Source organism: Mesorhizobium sp. Root102 (assembly GCF_001425625.1).
GTDB lineage: Bacteria > Pseudomonadota > Alphaproteobacteria > Rhizobiales > Rhizobiaceae > Mesorhizobium.
The window spans coordinates 746,887-765,620 of sequence record NZ_LMCP01000001.1; the positions used below are offsets into that span (position 1 = coordinate 746,887).

At 61.5% G+C, this 18,734-nt stretch carries 19 protein-coding genes and 1 pseudogene; 8 read left to right on the forward strand and 12 right to left on the reverse strand.

Annotated elements, in window-relative coordinates:
* Positions 1-16 precede the first annotated feature (16 nt).
* Both ASD12_RS03345 and ASD12_RS03350 read left to right on the forward strand, forming a co-directional pair.
* The gene (locus ASD12_RS03345) at positions 17-751 is read left to right on the forward strand and encodes an SDR family oxidoreductase (protein WP_056581866.1); all 735 of its coding nucleotides are present in this window, start codon (positions 17-19) and stop codon (positions 749-751) included.
* 150 nt (positions 752-901) lie between these two features.
* A complete protein-coding gene (locus tag ASD12_RS03350) occupies positions 902-1,501 on the forward strand; it encodes an NAD(P)-binding domain-containing protein (RefSeq protein WP_056581867.1) in 600 nt (199 codons plus the stop codon).
* A 282-nt stretch (positions 1,502-1,783) separates the two neighbouring features.
* Here ASD12_RS03350 and ASD12_RS34555 read toward each other — a convergent pair whose 3' ends face one another.
* Positions 1,784-2,392, reverse strand: coding sequence for a Crp/Fnr family transcriptional regulator (locus tag ASD12_RS34555; RefSeq protein WP_056581868.1), 609 nt, complete (start codon positions 2,390-2,392; stop codon positions 1,784-1,786).
* On the opposite strand from ASD12_RS34555, the gene ASD12_RS34560 reads away from it, so the two are divergent.
* The gene (locus tag ASD12_RS34560) at positions 2,391-2,963 is read left to right on the forward strand and encodes a hypothetical protein (RefSeq protein WP_056581869.1); all 573 of its coding nucleotides are present in this window, start codon (positions 2,391-2,393) and stop codon (positions 2,961-2,963) included. The genes ASD12_RS34555 and ASD12_RS34560 overlap by 2 nt on opposite strands.
* A 57-nt stretch (positions 2,964-3,020) precedes the next feature.
* Here the strand turns inward: ASD12_RS34560 and ASD12_RS32685 are convergent.
* The 8 genes and pseudogenes from ASD12_RS32685 to ASD12_RS03395 all read right to left on the reverse strand — a co-directional run.
* Positions 3,021-3,279: pseudogene (locus ASD12_RS32685) on the reverse strand (VIT1/CCC1 transporter family protein); the annotation flags it as partial.
* Positions 3,276-3,677, reverse strand: a complete 402-nt coding sequence (locus tag ASD12_RS03365; protein ID WP_056581870.1) for an OsmC family protein — start codon at positions 3,675-3,677, stop codon at positions 3,276-3,278. The pseudogene ASD12_RS32685 and the gene ASD12_RS03365, both read right to left, overlap by 4 nt.
* 119 nt (positions 3,678-3,796) lie before the next feature.
* Positions 3,797-4,246 carry a universal stress protein gene (locus tag ASD12_RS03370; protein ID WP_056581871.1) on the reverse strand — a complete coding sequence of 150 codons (450 nt, stop codon included), beginning with the start codon at positions 4,244-4,246 and terminating at the stop codon, positions 3,797-3,799.
* A 9-nt stretch (positions 4,247-4,255) separates the two neighbouring features.
* Entirely contained in the window at positions 4,256-4,642 is a 387-nt protein-coding gene (locus ASD12_RS03375; protein WP_056581872.1) for a DUF302 domain-containing protein, read from the reverse strand.
* 18 nt (positions 4,643-4,660) lie between these two features.
* Complete coding sequence (locus ASD12_RS03380) at positions 4,661-7,927, reverse strand: efflux RND transporter permease subunit (protein ID WP_056581873.1); 3,267 nt, start codon at positions 7,925-7,927, stop codon at positions 4,661-4,663.
* On the reverse strand, positions 7,924-8,934 hold the full coding sequence (locus ASD12_RS03385) for an efflux RND transporter periplasmic adaptor subunit (RefSeq protein WP_056581874.1): 1,011 nt from the start codon (positions 8,932-8,934) through the stop codon (positions 7,924-7,926). The genes ASD12_RS03380 and ASD12_RS03385 overlap by 4 nt, the downstream gene beginning before the upstream one ends.
* Positions 8,935-9,021: 87 nt before the next feature.
* Positions 9,022-9,225: a DUF2892 domain-containing protein gene (locus ASD12_RS03390; protein WP_056581875.1), complete on the reverse strand. Its 204-nt coding sequence runs from the start codon at positions 9,223-9,225 to the stop codon at positions 9,022-9,024.
* Between the two features lie 29 nt (positions 9,226-9,254).
* Complete coding sequence (locus tag ASD12_RS03395) at positions 9,255-10,547, reverse strand: FAD/NAD(P)-binding oxidoreductase (protein ID WP_056581876.1); 1,293 nt, start codon at positions 10,545-10,547, stop codon at positions 9,255-9,257.
* 131 nt (positions 10,548-10,678) lie between these two features.
* Here ASD12_RS03395 and ASD12_RS03400 point away from each other — a divergent pair, with 131 nt between their 5' ends.
* Together ASD12_RS03400 and ASD12_RS03405 are read left to right on the forward strand one after the other, a co-directional pair.
* Positions 10,679-11,008, forward strand: coding sequence for a metalloregulator ArsR/SmtB family transcription factor (locus tag ASD12_RS03400; protein ID WP_244482722.1), 330 nt, complete (start codon positions 10,679-10,681; stop codon positions 11,006-11,008).
* A 75-nt stretch (positions 11,009-11,083) separates the two neighbouring features.
* Positions 11,084-11,413, forward strand: coding sequence for a rhodanese-like domain-containing protein (locus ASD12_RS03405; RefSeq protein ID WP_056581877.1), 330 nt, complete (start codon positions 11,084-11,086; stop codon positions 11,411-11,413).
* A 41-nt stretch (positions 11,414-11,454) separates the two neighbouring features.
* Here ASD12_RS03405 and cydX read toward each other — a convergent pair whose 3' ends face one another.
* The 3 genes from cydX to ASD12_RS03415 are packed head-to-tail and all read right to left on the reverse strand — an operon-like array spanning position 11,455 to position 14,364.
* Complete coding sequence (gene cydX / locus ASD12_RS32690; protein WP_082525216.1) at positions 11,455-11,586, reverse strand: cytochrome bd-I oxidase subunit CydX; 132 nt, start codon at positions 11,584-11,586, stop codon at positions 11,455-11,457.
* 21 nt (positions 11,587-11,607) lie between these two features.
* Entirely contained in the window at positions 11,608-12,762 is a 1,155-nt protein-coding gene (gene cydB / locus ASD12_RS03410; protein WP_056581878.1) for a cytochrome d ubiquinol oxidase subunit II, read from the reverse strand.
* A 27-nt stretch (positions 12,763-12,789) separates the two neighbouring features.
* Complete coding sequence (locus ASD12_RS03415; protein ID WP_056581879.1) at positions 12,790-14,364, reverse strand: cytochrome ubiquinol oxidase subunit I; 1,575 nt, start codon at positions 14,362-14,364, stop codon at positions 12,790-12,792.
* A 100-nt stretch (positions 14,365-14,464) separates the two neighbouring features.
* On the opposite strand from ASD12_RS03415, the gene ASD12_RS03420 reads away from it, so the two are divergent.
* From ASD12_RS03420 to ASD12_RS03430, 3 genes are all read left to right on the forward strand, one after another.
* Positions 14,465-16,123, forward strand: coding sequence for an ABC transporter transmembrane domain-containing protein (locus ASD12_RS03420; protein WP_082525217.1), 1,659 nt, complete (start codon positions 14,465-14,467; stop codon positions 16,121-16,123).
* Entirely contained in the window at positions 16,120-17,733 is a 1,614-nt protein-coding gene (locus ASD12_RS03425; RefSeq protein WP_082525218.1) for an ATP-binding cassette domain-containing protein, read from the forward strand. Before ASD12_RS03420 ends, ASD12_RS03425 begins: the two co-directional genes overlap by 4 nt.
* 255 nt (positions 17,734-17,988) lie before the next feature.
* A partial coding sequence (locus tag ASD12_RS03430) for an IS481 family transposase (RefSeq protein ID WP_056581946.1) occupies positions 17,989-18,734 on the forward strand: 746 nt, incomplete at its 3' end.

Sequence of the window (18,734 nt, forward strand, 5' to 3'; positions counted from 1 at the left end):
CCTGAAGGGAAAAGTCATGGGAAAGCTAGACGGTAAGGTTGCAGTCATCACGGGTGGATCGAGCGGCATGGCGCTGGAGAGCGCCAGGCGGTTCGTTGAAGAAGGCGCCTATGTTTTCATCACGGGCCGGAGACAGGAGGCACTGGACGAGGCCGTCAAGCTGATCGGCCGGAACGTAACCGGCGTTCGCGGCGACGCGTCCAATCTCGACGACCTCGACCGCCTGTTCGATACAGTCAAGCGGGAAAAGGGCAAGATCGACATCCTGTACGCGAGCGCTGGCACGGGCGAAGCCGTCCCACTGGGCGAGATTACCGAGCAGCACTTCGATGCGGCCTTCAACCTGAATGCGCGCGGCACGCTGTTTACGGTACAGAAGGCGTTGCCGCTGTTCAACGATGGCGGATCGATCTTCATGACCGGGTCAGTCGCTTCGATCAAAGGTTTTCCAGGTTACAGCGTGTATGCGGCGAGCAAGGCGACGTTGCTCGCATTCGCACGCGGGTGGCTCAACGAACTCAAGGGCAGGAATATCCGGGTGAACGTGCTGCACCCAGGGCCGATCGCCACACCGATGCAGGACCAAGTTCTCACAGAGGAGGCGAAGCAGATGTTCGAATCCCTGATCCCGCGGGGAAAGATGGGGCGTCCTGAAGAAATTGCGGCGGTCGCGCTGTTTCTTGCTTCAGACGATTCGAGTTTCGTGAATGGGGTGGAGTTGTCTGTCGACGGCGGCTTCTCGGCCATCTGAAATCGCGCCGGGTCGCGGGAAGCGGCTGACCGGCGGGAACTATCATGTCCATGGTGGAACGACCACGCAAAGGTCGCCACACAGCGGAACGGATAACCCAGCGCCGTTGAAGGCTGGGCAAACAAAACCAACACGGATCGGAGAAGCATTATGAACTACGCGATTGTAGGATTCGGTAAGATAGGCCAGGCCCTCGCCCACGCCTTCGCCCGTAAAAACATCGACGTGACCGTCGCGAGCCGCCGGCCGCCCGAGGCGTTGGCGCCGCAGGCTCGGGCGATTGGCCCCAGGGTCGTCGCCAAGTCGCTGGGGGAAGCACTCGAGGCCGACACAATCATCTTGGCGGTCCCTTTCGGGGAGCATCGCGAGGTTGCGAAAGCCCTGCCGAGCTGGAAAGGCAAGACGGTCATCGACGCGATGAACGCGTTTCCTGTCCCTGAAGAGCTGGACGGCCTCCCGTCCTCCGCCTTCGTTGCGGAGTCGTTCACCGGCGCCAAGTTCGTGAAAGGTTTCAATCACCTGATTGCGGCCACCCTGGCTGCCGATCCGATCGTCGAGGGCGGCCACCGGGTGGTCTTTCTGTCGAGCGACGACGAGGACGCGATCGCTCCCGTGGCGGCCTTGGCCAAACAACTCGGGTTCGCACCCGTCAAGCTGGGAAAGCTCAGCGAGGGTGGCGCGCTGGTGCACGCACGCGCCAGCACTTGGGGCCAGCTGATCTTCCAGGATTTGTTCAAGAAGGAGCAGTAATCGATCTACGACCGTGTGATCGACGCCGAGAACTGGTCGCGCGCGCTAACTTCTTCGAGCAGCGCGCGACCGAATATTTGAAGGCCACAAAGTCGCGAAGGTTGGGGTGGGCCTGACGGCGTATGGGCGCCGTTCGAAGAGCGCGGAGACGCCCGACAGAGCGGCAGATCACGGGCTTGAGACCTTTGCCCCGGCGATGGATAGACACGTCCGTCTCTTCCAAAACTTACGATCGGCTGCCGCCGTACACCTGCAGCGCGAACCCAGCGACGGCTGTAGAAATCAAATCGTGTCACGCTTTCGGCGCCAGGCGATTTCGCGATAAAGCGCCTCGGGACTGACACCTACTTCACGGGCCAGCGTTGACCAGTGTCCTCTGGCGGGAAGGCTCCCATGCCAGGAAACCCACGCGTCGAGGCGGGCCGCGACTGTCTTGAGGCACAAGATCTCCGACTGCAGTCGCGCCTGCTGAACTTCGTGTGCCAGATGGCGCGCCCAAGCGATCGCCAACTCCGTGTCCTCTTCGATCCGGGTGAGCAGGCCGCCGCGTGGAATGGCCCAGGTCACGGCAGCAACTTCCGCCTGGGCCGCGCAATGGTAAGAGGCTGAATACAACGAGGCTTCGGCCAAGATGGAATTTGGACCCGCGCGTTGAAGGATCAGCGCCGTCCCGTTGTCTTGATGCCTGACCAGATGAACAACACCTGAACGCACAACGTGGATAAACCGGACGGGATCACCCAGATGAAACACCGGTGCTCCCGCCACGAACTCGATATCGTGGCCTTCCAAATGGTCGAGCAGGGCAATAAGCGGGAGCGACATGATTTCTATCATGTAGCGTTGCTTGAGGCTGTGGCAAGCATGCCTGTCCAATGGAGCAATTGCCATGATACGCGCCCTCGCACTCGCCGCCTGCTTGATTCCTTCCGCGGCCTGTGCCCAGCAAGCCCAGACCGGCGGAATGGACCACAAAATGCATATGCAGATGATGAGTGGGCAAGCCGCCGGTGCTTCCGTCCCGACGGAGCCGGGCCAAGGCGCGTTCGCGGCGATCCAGGAGATCGTAGCCATCCTGGAGGCTGATTCCGATACAGACTGGTCCAAAGTGGACATCGACGCCCTGCGTGCGCATCTCGTCGACATGAACGCGGTTACTTTGGCCGCCGATGTGAAGAGCGAGCCGGTCCCGGGCGGAACCCGCTTCCTGGTCACAGGTTCGGGAGCCGTTCAGGATTCGGTGCGCCGGATGGTGAAGGCCCATGCGGCGGCGATGAACGGGGTCGACGGTTGGCGTTTCGAGGCTTCTGACATCGACGGTGGCGCATCCCTGACCGTGTGGCCGCCGGCGAAGGATGCCGCCAAATTGCGCGGCCTCGGATTCTTCGGGCTCATGGGGCGTGGCATGCATCATCAGAACCACCACATGATGATCGCGCGAGGCGAAAGTCCTCATCTCTGATACGGGAACCGGACAACTTCTTAGCTGAATTATCCGCGGGTGAGCTCGCCGTTCCTCGCGTTCGCGGGCGAGGTCGGCATTCTCGGTGTCCGACTGGGAGCTGACCGAGACATACTCGCCGGCCGCCATCGACATGGCGCCCGCCACCAGCCCGGCTATGCCGGCGACCAGAACCTGCGAATTCGGCGCGGCGGTCCGACGCCACCCCGACGATCAGGCTCGCGGTCGAGACGATCCCGTCATTGGCTCCCAGCACGGCGGCGCGCAGCCAGCCGATGCGCGACACAAGATGGTTTTCGACATGCAGCCGGCTCATGCTTTCCGGATCGTGCCTTCGAGTTTCGTGGCGGCGGCGACTGTATTGGAAATCGTGCCGTACTTGCGGACGTTCTTGTGAAGCAGCTCCAGCCGCTGGTCGGTTTCATCGGTGTCGACGACAAGCTCGTAGTCGATCGAGGTAATCCCCGGTGGGCTGTCGCGCCGAACGGCATGCAACGCGACCTTGACGCCGCGCAGCTTGAAACCGAGCATCGGCGTGACGCGCTCGATGCCCTTGATCATGCAGGCGGCGATGGCCGCCAGAAGCAGTTCGGCTGGATTGAAGGCATCGGGTCGGCCCTCGAGACAGGTGTCGAGAACAAGCGCGGCGTTCTTGGTCGTGGCGACGCTGCCTCGTGCATCGGTCCGTCGGGCTTCAATGTTGTATTCGAACATTCCGTGGCCTTTCTCGCTGGTGCTTGCCTGCTTGGTATAAGCAGCGCCTGAGCTTTTCTACCGGCAAATCGAGCGCCCGGTATTGATCGAGGTCAGATCGCGGCTGACCGCCAAACGTCCTAGCGGACGACCAGGACCGGGATATCGACGTAGGAAAGTACCTCGGCGGTCTGGCTTCCCAAGAGCAGCTTTCCCAGTCCCTGGCGCCCGTGCGAGGCCATGACGATGAGGTCGCAGCCTTCTGCCTTGGATAGCTCTAGGATCGCTTGCGCTGGTCTCTTGTTCTCTAGATGAACGACCTTAGCGTCCACGCCCAGGTCCAAAGCCGACGCCTTGCATCGATCGAGGATCTGCCCGGCAAAGCGGCGCCCCTCTTCGACATAAGCACGGAAATGTTGGCCAGCCGAATAGCCTGACATCGGATCTCGCCAATCGAAGAGAGGGAACGGTTCGGTGACATACAAGAAGACAATCTTTGCCTTCAGACGGTTGGCAAGCGACAGCCCTTGCTTCACGCCGATCTCCGCCAGCTCAGATCCGTCCGTGGCGACTAACAGACGTGCATACATCACAATGCCTCAAAGGCTTTCGATTGCGTCTCGCAGCATGTTTCGCACCTGCTCGGCCGGACCACGTAACGCCGCGTTCTCAATCGCAGCCATTGAGGCAACCGGGTCGATCGCAGCGACTTCCACCTGCCCTTCGCCCAGTTCCTGAACGATGACGTTACAAGGCAACATGGTACCGACCTTGTCTTCGATCGACAGCGCCTCAAGCGCCATTTTGGGATTGCAGGCACCAAGAATACGGTAGTTGCGGTAGTCAATCCCGAGCTTCTTCTTGAACGTCTCCTTGACGTCGATCTCGGTAATGATGCCGAAGCCGGCGTCCTTCAGAACCGCCGTCGTGTGTTCGACCGCCGCATCGAAGCTGGAGTCCAGCATCTTGGAAAAATAGTAGCTCATGATCTTGTCCTTGTTGGTTCAGCCGGAAGCTGAGGTTGGTTGATTGGTCGTTGCAGGCTCTGCCGGCACATCGGTCCTGGTGTCCTGCCTCGAGCCGCCGCGCAACGCCACGTAGATGGCGGGAATGACGAGCACCGTCAGCAGCGTCGATGAGGCGAGGCCGAACAGCAGCGAAATCGCCAACCCCTGGAAAATCGGGTCGGTCAGGATGACCGCTGCCCCGATCATCGCTGCGATCGCGGTGAGCAGGATCGGCTTGAAGCGGATGGCGCCGGCCTCGAGCAACACGTCGACCAGCGGCCTGTCGGTGCCCTTGGAATGGCGAATGAAATCCACCAGCAGGATCGAATTACGCACGATGATGCCGGCGAGCGCGATGAAGCCGATCATCGAGGTGGCCGAGAACGGCGCGTCGAAGGCCCAATGGCCAAGCATGATACCGATCAGGGTCAGTGGGATCGGCGTCAGGACAACCAGTGGCAGCCTGAACGAACCGAACTGCGCCACTACAAGAATGTAGATGCCGAGGATCGCCACTATGAAGGCCGCGCCCATGTCGCGGAAGGTGACCCACGTCACCTCCCACTCGCCGTCCCACAAAAGTGTCGGCTTGGATTCGTCATCCGGTTGCCCGTGCAATGCGATCGTCGGTTTGGGGAGGTTGCCCCAATCGGCTTTGGCGATGGCATCGTCTACGGCGAGCATGCCGTAAACCGGCGCCTCGAACGCGCCCGCGAGCTCCCCCATCACCATCTCGGCGGGCCGGCCATTGTGGCGGAAGATCGGATAGGATGCCGGTTCACGCGTCACCCGCACGACGTCGCCGAGTTCCACCACGTCGCGTGCGCCCGGTAGCGCGTTCGCCGGGACCGGCGTCGTAAGGGCACGCTGGTCGACGACGCCGTCGCTCTTCGAGAGCGCCACGCGGATCGGGATCGGCTGGCGGCCGCCGCCGCGGTGGGAATAGCCGACCGTCGTGCCGCCGTAGAGGTAGTTCAGCGTATCGTACACGTCGGACTGCTCGACCTTGTAGTATTCGAGGTTGTCCTGGTCGATCGCCAGCCGCACGCGCTGCGGCTGGTTGTGGAAGCTGTCGTCGACGTCGACGATGAACGGAATAGCGGCGAACGTCTCGCGCACCTTTGCCGCCACCGCGCGGCGCGTCTCGGCGTCGGGGCCATAGATCTCCGCCAGCAGGGTCCCGAGCACCGGTGGACCAGGCGGTGGCTCGACCACCTTGAGCACGGTACCTTCTGGCATGGCAATGCCCTTCAGCCGTTCGCGGATGTCGAGGGCGATGGCATGGCTTGGACGACTGCGCTCGCCCTTCCCCGCCAAGTTGACTGCGACGTCGCCCTGCTCGGGTCCAGAGCGAAGATAGTAATGGCGCACCAGGCCGTTGAAATTGAAAGGCGCTGCTGTACCGGCATAGGTCTGGAACGAGACCACCTCGACCACGTCGGCGAGACGGTTCACCACAGCCTGCAACAGCCGATTGGTGTCCTCGACAGAGGAGCCTTTGGGCAGGTCCGCAACCACCTGCAATTCGGTCTTGTTATCGAACGGCAGGAGCTTCACAGTGACGTGCTTGGTGTAGATGAGCACCATCGAAGCCATGGTCGCGGCGCCGACGACAAGCAGGAAGGTCCACGACCGAAACCGCGACTTCAGGATGGGCCTAGCGACCGCGATATAGGCGCGACCGAGCGCGCCACCGGGGCTACTGGCATCATGGGCATGCGCCGAGGCGTGGTCCTTCTTCCCGAACTTCATCATCAGCCACGGCGTGAGCGTCACCGCGACAAAGAAGGAAAACAGCATCGCCGCCGAGGCGTTGGCCGGGATCGGGCTCATATACGGCCCCATCAGACCAGACACGAACAGCATTGGCAGCAGCGCCGCGACCACGGTGAGCGTCGCCACGATCGTCGGATTGCCAACCTCGGCCACGGCGTCGATGGCCGCCTGCTTGCGGGACCGCCCATCATCCATGGCCCAATGCCGGGCAATGTTCTCGATCACCACGATCGCATCGTCGACGAGGATGCCGATGGAAAAGATGAGTGCGAACAGGCTGACGCGGTTCAGCGTGTAGCCCATGATGCGCGAGGCAAACAGTGTGAGCAGGATCGTCGTCGGGATGACAACGGCCACCACCAGCGCCTCGCGCCAGCCTATGGCGACCGCAACGAGCACGACGATGGAGATCGTCGCGAGGCCGAGGTGGAAGAGCAGTTCATTTGCCTTCTCGTTCGCGGTCTGGCCGTAGTCGCGGGTCACGACCATGTCGACGTCCTTCGGGAAAATTTCACCCCGCACCTGGTCAAGGCGCTTGACGATCGTATCCGCGATGACAACGGCGTTGGTGCCCGGACGCTTGGCCACTGCCAGCGACACGGCCGGCGCCCGTTCAAGCCCCTTGTCGGACTTGATGACGTTGGTGACCCGGTTCTCTGCCGGCGACGTTGCCAACATGATTGTGGTCACGTCGCGCACATAGACCGGCCGCCCGTCCCGCGCAGTCAGAAGCAGGTTGCCGATGTCGGCGAGGGTCTGCAAGGTCTGGCCGGCAATCAGCACACGCTGCTTGCCCTCATCGCGCACCGTGCCGATCTGGAAGGATCTGTTGGCGCCAGCGATTTTGGCCGTCAACTGCTGCAGCGTGATGCCGTAAAGAGAGAGTTTTTCCGGGTCCGGCTCGACCTGGATCGCTTCCGGCTGTTCGCCGACGATGTAAGTCAGGCCAATATCCGGCAGCTTGGCGACCTCGACTTGCAGTTCGTGCGCCAACCGAGTCAGATCGGCCGAGGAATAGCGGCTGGCCGCCTCGGGCGTCGGCGTCAATGTCACCACCACAATGGCCACGTCGTCTATACCACGCCCAACGATCAGTGGCTCGGGTATGCCAACCGGGATGCGGTCCATATTGGCGCGCACCTTGTCATGAACGCGCAAAACGGCGGCGTCGGAACTGGTACCGACCTTGAAGCGGGCAGTCACCAGCACGCCGTCGTCCACGGTTTGCGAATAGATGTGCTCAACACCGTCAATGCCCTTGATGATGGTTTCCAGTGGCTCGGTCACGAGCTTGACGGCATCCTCCGCCTTCAGCCCGTTGGCCGCGACATGGATGTCCACCATGGGCACGGAAATCTGCGGCTCTTCCTCGCGTGGCAGCGTGGCGAGGGCCACAAGCCCGAGTGCCAGCGCCGCCAACAAGAAGAGCGGCGTCAGCGGCGAGGCGATGAACGAGCGGGTGAGCCCGCCGGCGATGCCAAGTTTCATGGCAGGACGACCTTGTCGCCTTCGGCGAGGCCGGTCAGAACTTCGACCCGCAGCTCTCCACCATCCTGGTATCGCTCGCCCAGCACGACCGCCACGTCGAGTGGTTCGTCCGGTGTATTGACTGTGACGTAGTCGATCCCGTGTACCGTCCTGACCGCCTTTGGCGGCACGCCAAGCATGGTCCGCCTCGCGACCGGGATTGATACCAGCGTGCGCTCGTTGACGAAGAATTTGCCTATGTCGGCGACCTCGACATCGGCGATGACGCGGCCGTTCTCGATCTCTGGATAGACCTTGGCGATGCGGCCCTGGCGGGCCTTGACGAAGCCGCCGTCCGCGCCGGCGCCGCGTTCGGCGATATCGACCTGGGCGCCCTCCTTGATCTCCGTCGCATGCCGCTCCGGCAGCGACAGTCGCAGATAGTATTGTCCCGACGCGATCCGGGCGACCGGTTCGCCTGCCATGATCACCGAGCCTGCCGTGACGGGAACCGTCAGCACCCGACCGTCGGCCGGAGCCAAGGTATCGCCTTCCTTGGCGCTCTGCTGGGTAACGGCCTTCTCGGCAACCGCGGCTGCCAACTGGCTGGTGATGACGTCGAACTGGGTCTGAGCTGCATCGACCCGGCTCTGTGTTGCAGCGCCTTTAGTCAGCAAATCCTGGGCGCGCTGCAGATCGGTCTTGGCATTCTCCATCTGGGAATTAAGGGCGCCGATCTTGGCATCGGCTGCGCGAAGCTGCAGAGCTATTTTGTCGTCGACTACGGTAGCGACCACATCACCCTTCTTAACGATCTGGCCTTCCGTCACCCGCACCTCGGTGATGGTACCGGAAATGCGCGCTCGTGCCGGCACGATCGTGCGGCTCTCGACCTGACCGTAAACGGCCTTCATCTCGATGACGGTGGCTGCCTTGACTGTGAAGTCCCCCGCGAACGCGCTGCCGTCGACGAGCAGCGTGATGGCGAGCAGAAGCCCGTCGGCCAGGAGGAATCGTGCGTATCTCATCGCAATGTGCCGTTCTCGGAACGAATTGAAAGGACGGGAGGCACGAAGGCACCTCCCGTATGGGACGCCAATCCTGGAAAGTCGGTGTTACTTGAAGGCGACGCCGCTCTTGCAGCCTGCTTTCTTGAAGACGATCGCCGCCGGGCACCAGCCCGTCACCGAAGCCTGCACCATATTGAGCCCGGCAAAGGCGGTTAGGAGGAACCAGTAGGGTGAATAGTAATAGCCGAGCGCAACGGAGATCAGCACCATGAACCCCGCGAACATCAGAACTGCCTTGTCGATAGTCATAATCTTGTCTCCTGAAATCTGCGCCGTGCCTATTCGGCCGGCTCTATGTGAATGGCCTTGAGCTTCTTGATGCCGAGCAAGTCGAGTGCCAGTCCCTCGTAGAAGGTCTCGCTCTTGCCCTGACGAACCTTGTGCAGGAAGTATTTCTCGAACCCCACCTTGGCCGCGTGCACCCACTTACCCTGCGATGACCAGTTGACGTTGCGTGGCGGGATCTGCGGCTGCGCCACGAAGGCGATGCCTTCGTCGCCGAAGTCAGCCAGGCAGACCGCGTTCCAGGTTGCGACAGCCCGCGGTTCCTCGCCGCGCAACAGTGCGCCAATGTTTTCCGCCGTCGCGGTGACCATGGATTCGATCATGAAGCCGGTCTTTGGAACACCAACCGGCAGCGGCGTCTTGCCGACGGGGGGAATGGCGACGCAGACGCCGATCGAAAAGATGTTCGGATAAACCTGGTTTCGCTGATGCTTGTCGATCGTGACGAAGCCGCGCGGATTGACCAGACCCTCTATGTCCTTCACCGCCGGCACGCCGCGGAAGGCCGGAAGCATCATCGAGAATGCGAATGGCAGGTCGTGCTTGGCCTTCAGCCCACCATCCTCGTTCACTTCCTCGACATGCATGGTTCCGGCATCGACTGAAGTCACCTTGGCGTTCGTGATCCACTTAATGTGGCGATCGCGCATGGCACTCTCGAGCAGACCCTTGGTATCGCCGACGCCATCCAGGCCGAGATGACCGATATAGGGCTCCGGCGTCACAAAGGTCATCGGCACCCGGTCGCGAACCTTGGCCCTGCGCAGCGCGGTGTCGAGGATAAAGGCGAATTCATAGGCGGGGCCGTAGCAGGATGCTCCCTGGACGGCACCGACGATCACAGGGCCCGGATTGCTGACGAGTTCATCGACCTTGGCCTTCGTGGCGGTCGCATGGTCGATGTGGCAGATCGACTGCGTATATCCGGCAGGTCCGAGGCCGGGCACTTCGTCAAATGCGAGATCCGGCCCGGTCGCGATGATCAGGTAGTCGTAGTCGACGAACGTACCATCATTGAGCTCGATCCGGTTTTCCTTCGGATACACTTTCTTGGCGCCCTCGGGTTTGAGCGCGATGTTGCGTCGCTTGAAAATTGCGGCGAGGTCGACAGAGATGTCGTCGCGGTTGCGCCAGCCGACCGCCACCCACGGATTGGAAGGCACGAAGGAATAGGATGTGCCGAGATTGACGACGGTGAGGCTGTCATCGCGGCGCAGCTTCTCACGCATTTCATAGGCCATGATGGTTCCACCAAGGCCGGCCCCGAGGACGACGACATGTGACATAGGGTTTCTCCCAATGTTTCTTGTTTGAGCAAACTGACAGTTAGACCGCAGGCTTGTATTGATCTGGCGCAATTTCCAAAGCCGGGCGGCCCGATTGTAAGGCGTGCCGTTCGCAAGCCAAACAGATGGGCTTGCAATTAACATTCAAGTATTTTAAATTCAAGAGTATGAATGTAAAAGAGATGATCCCGGCTTCGGGAAAGGCAGCGGACCTGCTCAGGAGCCTGTCCCATCCGCAACGGCTTCTGGTCCTCTGCGCGTTGGGGAAGGACGAGCGCTCTGTCGCGGAACTGCGCGAGTTGCTGGGCATCGACCAAGTGCCGATGTCACAGCAACTGATGCGGTTGCGTGCTGACGGCCTGGTCGAGTCGCGCCGCGATGGCACGACTGCCTACTACCGCATCACCCGGCCGGAAGTGCTCACGGTCGTCGAAGCGCTTCACTCGGCTTTCTGTCCCTGACGAGAAGCTGTTGCAATTGACAATCTCAAAGGCGGTGCATGGCATGCCGCATCCGGAAGAAACAGGAGAAGTGCAATGTTTGGATTTGGAGCGCAGTCGTCGGTCAGAACGCTGACACCGACGCAAGTGCGTCAGATGGGCGACACGATCACGCTTGTCGATGTTAGGAAGAACGCCGAGTGGGCGTCCGGGCATATAGCCGGGGCCATTCATATTCCTTTAGGCAGGCTTCGTGAGGAGATGGCGCTCATCCCATCCGACAAACCCGTGGTGTTTTATTGCCAGGCCGGCGGCCGTTCATCGCAAGCGATTGCCATCGCCAAAGCTGGTGGACAATCGCACGACACCCATCTGGGCGGCGGTATCGGCGCCTGGCGTGCGCAAGGCTTTCCCCTGGCAAGCTGATGGGGACGGCGTTTTCACAATGGAGGTTTAGTCGCGGCGTCTCACGGCGCTTCCAAGTGCTCAATTCTTTCGGAGGGCTGCGCGCGAACCGCGCGCAGTTCGTACCAGAGGGCATTCAGGATGCCGACCGTGGTGGCCAGTCCGAGGCCGAGGATCCAGGCGAAGTACCACATCGTTGCAATCTCCAGTCTGATTCAATAAACCGATGAACCGGCCTCGCGCACGGAGGCTTCGCTGACCTTTCCCCAAAGCACGCTGTAGACCCAGGCCGTATAGGCAAGGATGAGCGGCAGGAAAATGACGGTTGCGATCAGCATGTTGCGCAACGTCGCCCGGCTTGAGGATGCGTCGAACACCGCAAGCGAATGGCCCGGATTTGTGCTGGACGGCAGGATGATGGGGAACATCGCCAGGCCGACAGTCGCAATGATGCAGAAAATGCCAATCTTCGACGCAATGAAGGTCAGGCCTTCGCGACGCGCGCGGAAGCCGGCGGCGGCGATCAGCGGCGCCACAATGCCTAGCGCCGGAACCAGGCAAAGGGCTGGCGTGGCGTGGAAGTTGCGCAGCCAGGCACCTCCGCTCGCGATGACGGTCTTGCCCAGCGGATTTGACGGGCCATCCCAGACGATCGCGCTCGTGATCTCGTAGCCGCCGAGCAGCCCGAGCCAGACAAGCACGCCACCGCCGGCGAACAAGATGGCAGCGGCCAGCGCGGCCTTACCGCCGATGATACGGGCGCGGTCAGCCACCGTCCCTTCCGCCTTGAAGGCCAGCCACGCCGCGCCGTGCATGACAAGCATTGAAAGCGAAACCAGGCCGCAGTAGAGCGCCACCGGGTTGAGAAGGCCGAACAGGGTGCCCTCGTAGAACGGCCGAAGGTCAGTGTCGAAGTGGAACGGCACGCCTCTTAGCGCATTGCCCACTGCCACGCCAAAGATGAGCGCCGGCACGGCGCCGCCTATGAACAACGCCCGGTCCCAATTCGAACGCCAGCGCGAGTCTTCTCGCTTGGAGCGGTACTTGAAGGCGACCGGCCGCAAGATCATCGCGAACAGCACCAGGAACATGGCGAGGTAGAAGCCGGAGAAGCTCAACGCGTAGAGCGCCGGCCACGCAGCGAAGATGGCTCCGCCGCCAAGTACGAACCAGACCTGGTTGCCTTCCCAGACCGGTCCGATGGTGTTGATGGCAACGCGCCGCTCGATGTCGGTTTTTGCGACGAAGGGCAGCAGTGCCCCTACGCCCATGTCAAAGCCGTCGGTCACCGCGAAACCGATCAAAAGGACGCCAAGCAGCACCCACCACACGATCCGTAGCGTTTCGTAGTTGAAGAGAAAATCGATCATCGTCGTTGTTCCTTGCTGGTCCCGGGTCTATTGGGCGGTCGCCAGATGGACTCGTTTGCCTTCGCCGAGGGGAGGCGCGGCATTCGCGCTGACGGCCGGACCCTTTGCTATTGCCTGCAACATCAGCCGCACCTCGATCACAGCCAGGACGCCATAGACAACGGTGAACCCAAGGATGGTGATCAGAAGGTCAGGGATGCCAAGCTCGGAGGTCGCCAGGAAGGTCGGCAGCGTACCCTCGATGATCCATGGCTGCCGGCCGAATTCGGAGACGAACCAGCCTACCTCAGCGGCAATCCATGGCAGCGGCATTGCGATCAGCGCCATGCGAAACAGCCAGCGGGGCGCCGGCGTCTCACGCATCGTATGCCAGAGCGAGATCGCGAAGACGGCAAGCAGAAGGAAGGCGCACAACACCATGATCCGGAATGTGAAGAAGATCGCCGGCACTTCCGGAACGGTCGACCATGCCGCCTGCTTGATCTGATCGGCATTGGCCAGGCGCGGATCCTCGACATAGCGCTTGAGCAGCAGGGCGTAGCCTAGATTCTTGCTTGTCGTATCGAAGGTTGTGCGTGCAGCCGCGTCGCCATGGTTGACCTTGAGCTTTTCGAGTGCATCGTAGGCGGTCAGACCGTTGCGGATGCGCCCCTCGGCCTTCTCGACAAGTTCGAAGATGCCGGGGATTTCCTTGTCGATCGAGCGCGTGCCGATAATGCCCATGACCCAAGGAATATGCACGGCAAAATGGGTCGTGCGATCGGCCATGCTGGGAATGCCGAAGGCGGTGAAGGAGGCGGGAGCTGGCTCAGTCTCCCACATCGCCTCCATCGCGGCGAGCTTCATCTTCTGGTTGTCGGTGATGGCGTAGCCACTCTCGTCGCCGAGTACGATGACCGAAAGCGATGAGGCGATGCCAAAGGCCGAGGCGATGACGAAGGAACGCTTGGCGAGATCGATGTGCCGGCCGCGCAGCATATAGAAGGCCGAAATGCCGAGCACAAAGGTGGCGCCGCAGACATAGCCCGCCGAAACGGTATGGACGAACTTTGCCTGTGCGACAGGGTTGAAGAGGACAGCCACGAAGTCCGTCACTTCCATGCGCAGCGTATCCGGGTTGAAGGCCGAGCCGACCGGATTCTGCATCCAGCCATTGGCGATCAGGATCCACAGCGCCGAGAAATTGGTGCCCAGCGCGACCAGCCAAGTGACGACGAGATGCGCGCGAGAGGAGAGCTTTTCCCAACCGAAGAAGAACAGCCCGACGAAGGTCGCTTCCAGGAAGAACGCCATCAGGCCTTCGATCGCCAGAGGAGCTCCGAACACGTCGCCGACATAGTGGGAGTAGTAGGCCCAGTTCATACCGAACTGGAATTCCATGGTGATGCCGGTGGCGACACCGAGGGCGAAATTGATGCCGAACAACATACCCCAGAACTTGACCATGTCTCGCCAGATCGTGCGGCCGGTCATGACGTAGACCGTCTCCATCATCGCAAGCATGATGGAGAGGCCCAGCGTCAGCGGGACGAACAGGAAGTGGTACATCGCGGTCAGCGCAAATTGCAGCCGCGACAGTTCCACAAGCAATGGGTTGGTCATCGGAAGCTCCGTTATAGCGTTCCTTTTGATAGCTTGTTGTGCGGCTGCGCCTTTGATGTGCATCAATTCCCTGAGGGCCGCGGCATGAGATTGAGCTGTCATGCTGAAAACCATCCTGAATCAGCGCGGCAAACGCCCAACGGGGGCAAATCCACCGGAGGCGGCCAATCCAGGGGCACCCGCCCCCGGCAAGACACTTCGCGTTGCGCGCGGCCTGGCCACCCCCGGCTTGCGTTCCGCCCTTGCATTGCAGGTGGCGCGCGCGATGCTGCGGCTTGCCTTCATAGGTCTGGCGGCAATGTTCGTGGGCCGCATGATCTCGGGGAATGCAAGCTGGCCGCTGCTTGGCGCCGCGCTGACCAGTCTGATCCTTTGCTCTGTCGTTGGCCTGGTGGGCGACCGCGCCATCGCCAAAACGAAGCTGAAGGTCGCCAACGGCCTGCTTGAGGCGGTGCGTCGCGCCCTCGCAGCGGCTTCTCCCGGCGATATCCAGGCTATGCCGCTCGGAACATTGATCGCGGGACTTCAACGCTATCCGCAAGCCGTGGCTGGCCTGGCGGTCGGGCATTGCCTCGCTTCGATGATGCTGGGATTGGGGCCTCTGCTTGCCGCAACCGCGATCGTTGCCGTCTCGTGGGAGGCGGCACTTGCGCTCATCGTGCTGACGCCGGTGATGATCGTCTTCTTCGTCCTCATTGGCAGTGCGATCCGCAGCGGTGCCGAGGCGCAGGAGAAGGCCTTCGGTCGTCTTGCCGCCCAGTTCGCCGATCGCATCCGCTCCTTGCCGACCATCCTTGGGAACCACGCGCTGGCGCGGGAAGAAGACAAGCTCGCGGTGCGGCTGGACACTTATGCCTCGGGCACGATGAGTGTGCTCAGGATCGCATTCCTCAACGCCGGCATCATCGACTTCTTCTCGTCGCTGTCGATCGCGATCCTCGCCGTGTTTCTCGGCCTCGGACATCTCAAGCTCATCAGCACTCCCGGCTTTGCCGACCTTCAACTCTGGCAAAGCCTGTTCATACTGATGATCGCGCCGGAGTATTTCGCCCCGTTCCGACGTTACGCCGAGCAATATCACGCCAAGGCCGAGGGCCTCGCCGCCGCCGCCGCGCTCGACGCGCTGGTTCTGGACGCTCGTCCGGGATTACCGGCTTTCAAAGCCGCTATCCGGACCCGAGATCTGGCAACCAAGATGGCGCGTCTGCCGCAGACCGGACTGGTGGCCATCACCGGACCAAGCGGATCAGGCAAGTCGACCCTGCTGCGCCATCTTGCAGGGATCGGGTCCACCCTTTCCGTTCAACCGAACCTTGACGCCCAGCCAGGCGTCACTTGGTGCTCGACCGACATCTATGTTCCGGAAGGTACGCTTGGCGATGCCATCGGCTGGGGAAACGGCCCCTGCTGCCGGACAAGGCTGCTGCTTGCGGCGGGGAATGTCGGCCTGCTCGACGATGTGCTTTTGCCGGCAGGGCTTGACGCGCTGATCAAGGCTGGCGGTGAAAACCTCTCCGGTGGGCAACGCGTGCGCATCGGCTTGGCGCGGGCACTGATCTCGAGCCGAGCGATTTTCGCCGACGAGCCGACCGCCAAGCTTGATCCCGCCAATGCCGCGATCGTCCGTGCTGCGCTTGCGGATGCCGCGCGCGGCCGGCTCGTACTCGTGGCCACGCACGACAGGAGCCTGGCCATGCTTGCCGGTAGAACGATCGACCTCGATGTGGGAAACAGGCAAGCAGGGGAGCGAGCCGCATGAACGAGAGCGCTTCCCCGAAAGTCACCGAGCGCGCCCGGAACAGAGCGCCGTGGCGCCTCGCTCTTGTTATGGCATTTGCCGCTCTGGCGGGCTCAATCCTGCTGACCGGCGCGTCCGTGTGGTTTCTCGGCGCGGTCGCGCTGGCGGGGCTGACGCCCGCCGCCATGACATTCAACTTCCATATCCCCGCCGCCTTGATACGCCTGTTCGCCTTGACGCGCACGGCTGCCAAATATGGCGAGCGCGTTGTCGGCCACCGGGCGGCGCTCACCGATCAGGTCCTGCGTCGCTCGACGTTGTTCGCCACGATGGCCGCCGCGCCGGCGGTGCGCAGAGCCGGGTGGCAGCTCGGCAATCAGGATCGCCTCGCCGACTATCTCGATGACGTCGAGGACGTGGATTATGCACGCTTGCGCGTCGGCCTGCCGTCGGTCACCCTTGGCGTCGCCATTGCATTGCTTGTCGTGGCTACCTCTTGGCTGATCCCGCTGGCAATCGTACCCATCCTGCTCCTCATCGCGGTAAACACGGTCGGGGCCCGGTTCCTTGCCAGACGAGCCAAGTCCGATCTGGCGGCAATTCGCGAAAGCAGGCAAACGGCCTCCCGCCTGCTTGGCGCGGCGGTACAGGCCGTGGTGCCATTGCAAGGCGAACGCCGCTGGGACCCGATGCTCAACGAGCCATTTGAGGGCCACGCCAATGCCCAGGCACGCGCGTTGGTGCTTCGTCACAGGCAGACCTTGTTCGATATGTTGGCCAACTGCCTCGCGCCATGCGCCATGCTGAGCGTCCTGGTGTGCGCCTGGTTGTCGGGCCTGCGCGGCGAGGCCCTGTTGGTGCCCGCCCTCCTTGCCTTCTCCTGGCTGGCCGTCGGGGAATCCGTCTTGGGTGCATCGAAGATCGTCGTCGCCTTCGCGCGCGAGACAGCGGCGCGCGCGGCCCTGGCGAAATGGACCGTAAACGCGGACGGTTTGTCGCGCGATCACTTCCGAAAGCACATCTCGTCACTAACGCTGGACGGATTGCCGCGCCACGCCCCGGATGGCCGGCTGATTGGAAGGCCACTCAGCGCGACCTTCCACGCCAGCAGGACAACAGTCCTGCATGGTGCCAGTGGCTGCGGCAAGACCTCCCTGTTGAAGCAGATCGCCGGCTGGCTCGACGCCGGTGACGAATGCGTCCTGGGCGATGGTATTGGACTCGGTGCGGATGCGCGCCGCTCCATGAGTTGTTTCTGCCCCCACGACGCGACGATTCTCGCCGACACAGTGCGCGAGAACCTGTTTGCCCCGCACGCCAGCGACGATGAGCTGTGGCGCGCGTTGACCACTGTGGAACTTCAGGACCGTATCGGGGCGGCGGGCGGCCTGGACGGCTGGATCACGCAGGATATGCTTTCACTCGGCGAGGCACAAAGATTGAACCTCGCGCGTGCATGGCTTTCCGATATGCCCATCGTACTCCTGGACGAACCGACCGAGCATCTCGCGGCCGAACAAGGCAAGCGCATTCTCGACGCCCTGCTACACCGGTTGCGGGAGCGGATAGTAATCCTCTCCAGTCATGACGAGCTGACACCGAAAGGGTCCGCTGCGGTTCGACTGCAATGATCGCGAAAATCGCTGTGCTAGTCTAAAGTGTTTGATCCCGAGCTTTGATGGTGCATTATTTTCCTTGGAATGGAGGGATGCACTGTGGGACAGATTCTACATGGGAGCGCCACGACGACAGAGGCAGNGAGCTGACACCGAAAGGGTCCGCTGCGGTTCGACTGCAATGATCGCGAAAAATCGCTGTGCTAGTCTAAAGTGTTTGATCCCGAGCTTTGATGGTGCATTATTTTCCTTGGAATGGAGGGATGCACTGTGGGACAGATTCTACATGGGAGCGCCACGACGACAGAGGCAGTCCGTCGAGCAATACAGAATAGTGAAGAGAGCCTGAGAGCGCTTTCGAAGCGCTACGGCATCAATCAGAAGACCGTTGCCAAATGGAAGAAGCGCACGTCCGTTGCGGATCTTCCGACTGGCCCGAAAGATCCGAAATCAACGGTCCTGTCGCTTGAGGAAGAAGCAGTCATCGTGGCTTTTCGGAAGCACACACTCTTGCCGCTCGATGATTGCCTTTATGCCCTCCAGCCGACCATCCCGAACCTGACACGCTCGTCGCTGCACCGCTGCCTGCAGCGCCATGGCATTGGACGCCTGCCGGATGTCGAGGGCGACAAGCCTGCAAAGAAGACATTCAAATCCTACCCGATCGGCTATTTTCACATCGACATTGCTGAAGTCCAGACCGCCGAAGGCAAGCTCTATCTCTTCGTTGCGATCGACCGGACATCAAAGTTCGCCTATGTCGAACTGCACGAGAAGGCGGGCAAGATGGCTGCGGCACAGTTCCTGCGCAATCTCATCGCAACCCTTCCCTATGCCATCCACACAGTGCTGACGGACAACGGCATCCAGTTCACCAACCAGGAACGGCATCGCTATGCCTTCGTCCACATCTTCGACCGTGTCTGCAACGAACATGAGATCGACCACAGGCTCACGAAGATCAAGCATCCCTGGACCAACGGCCAGGTCGAGCGCATGAACCGAACCATCAAGGA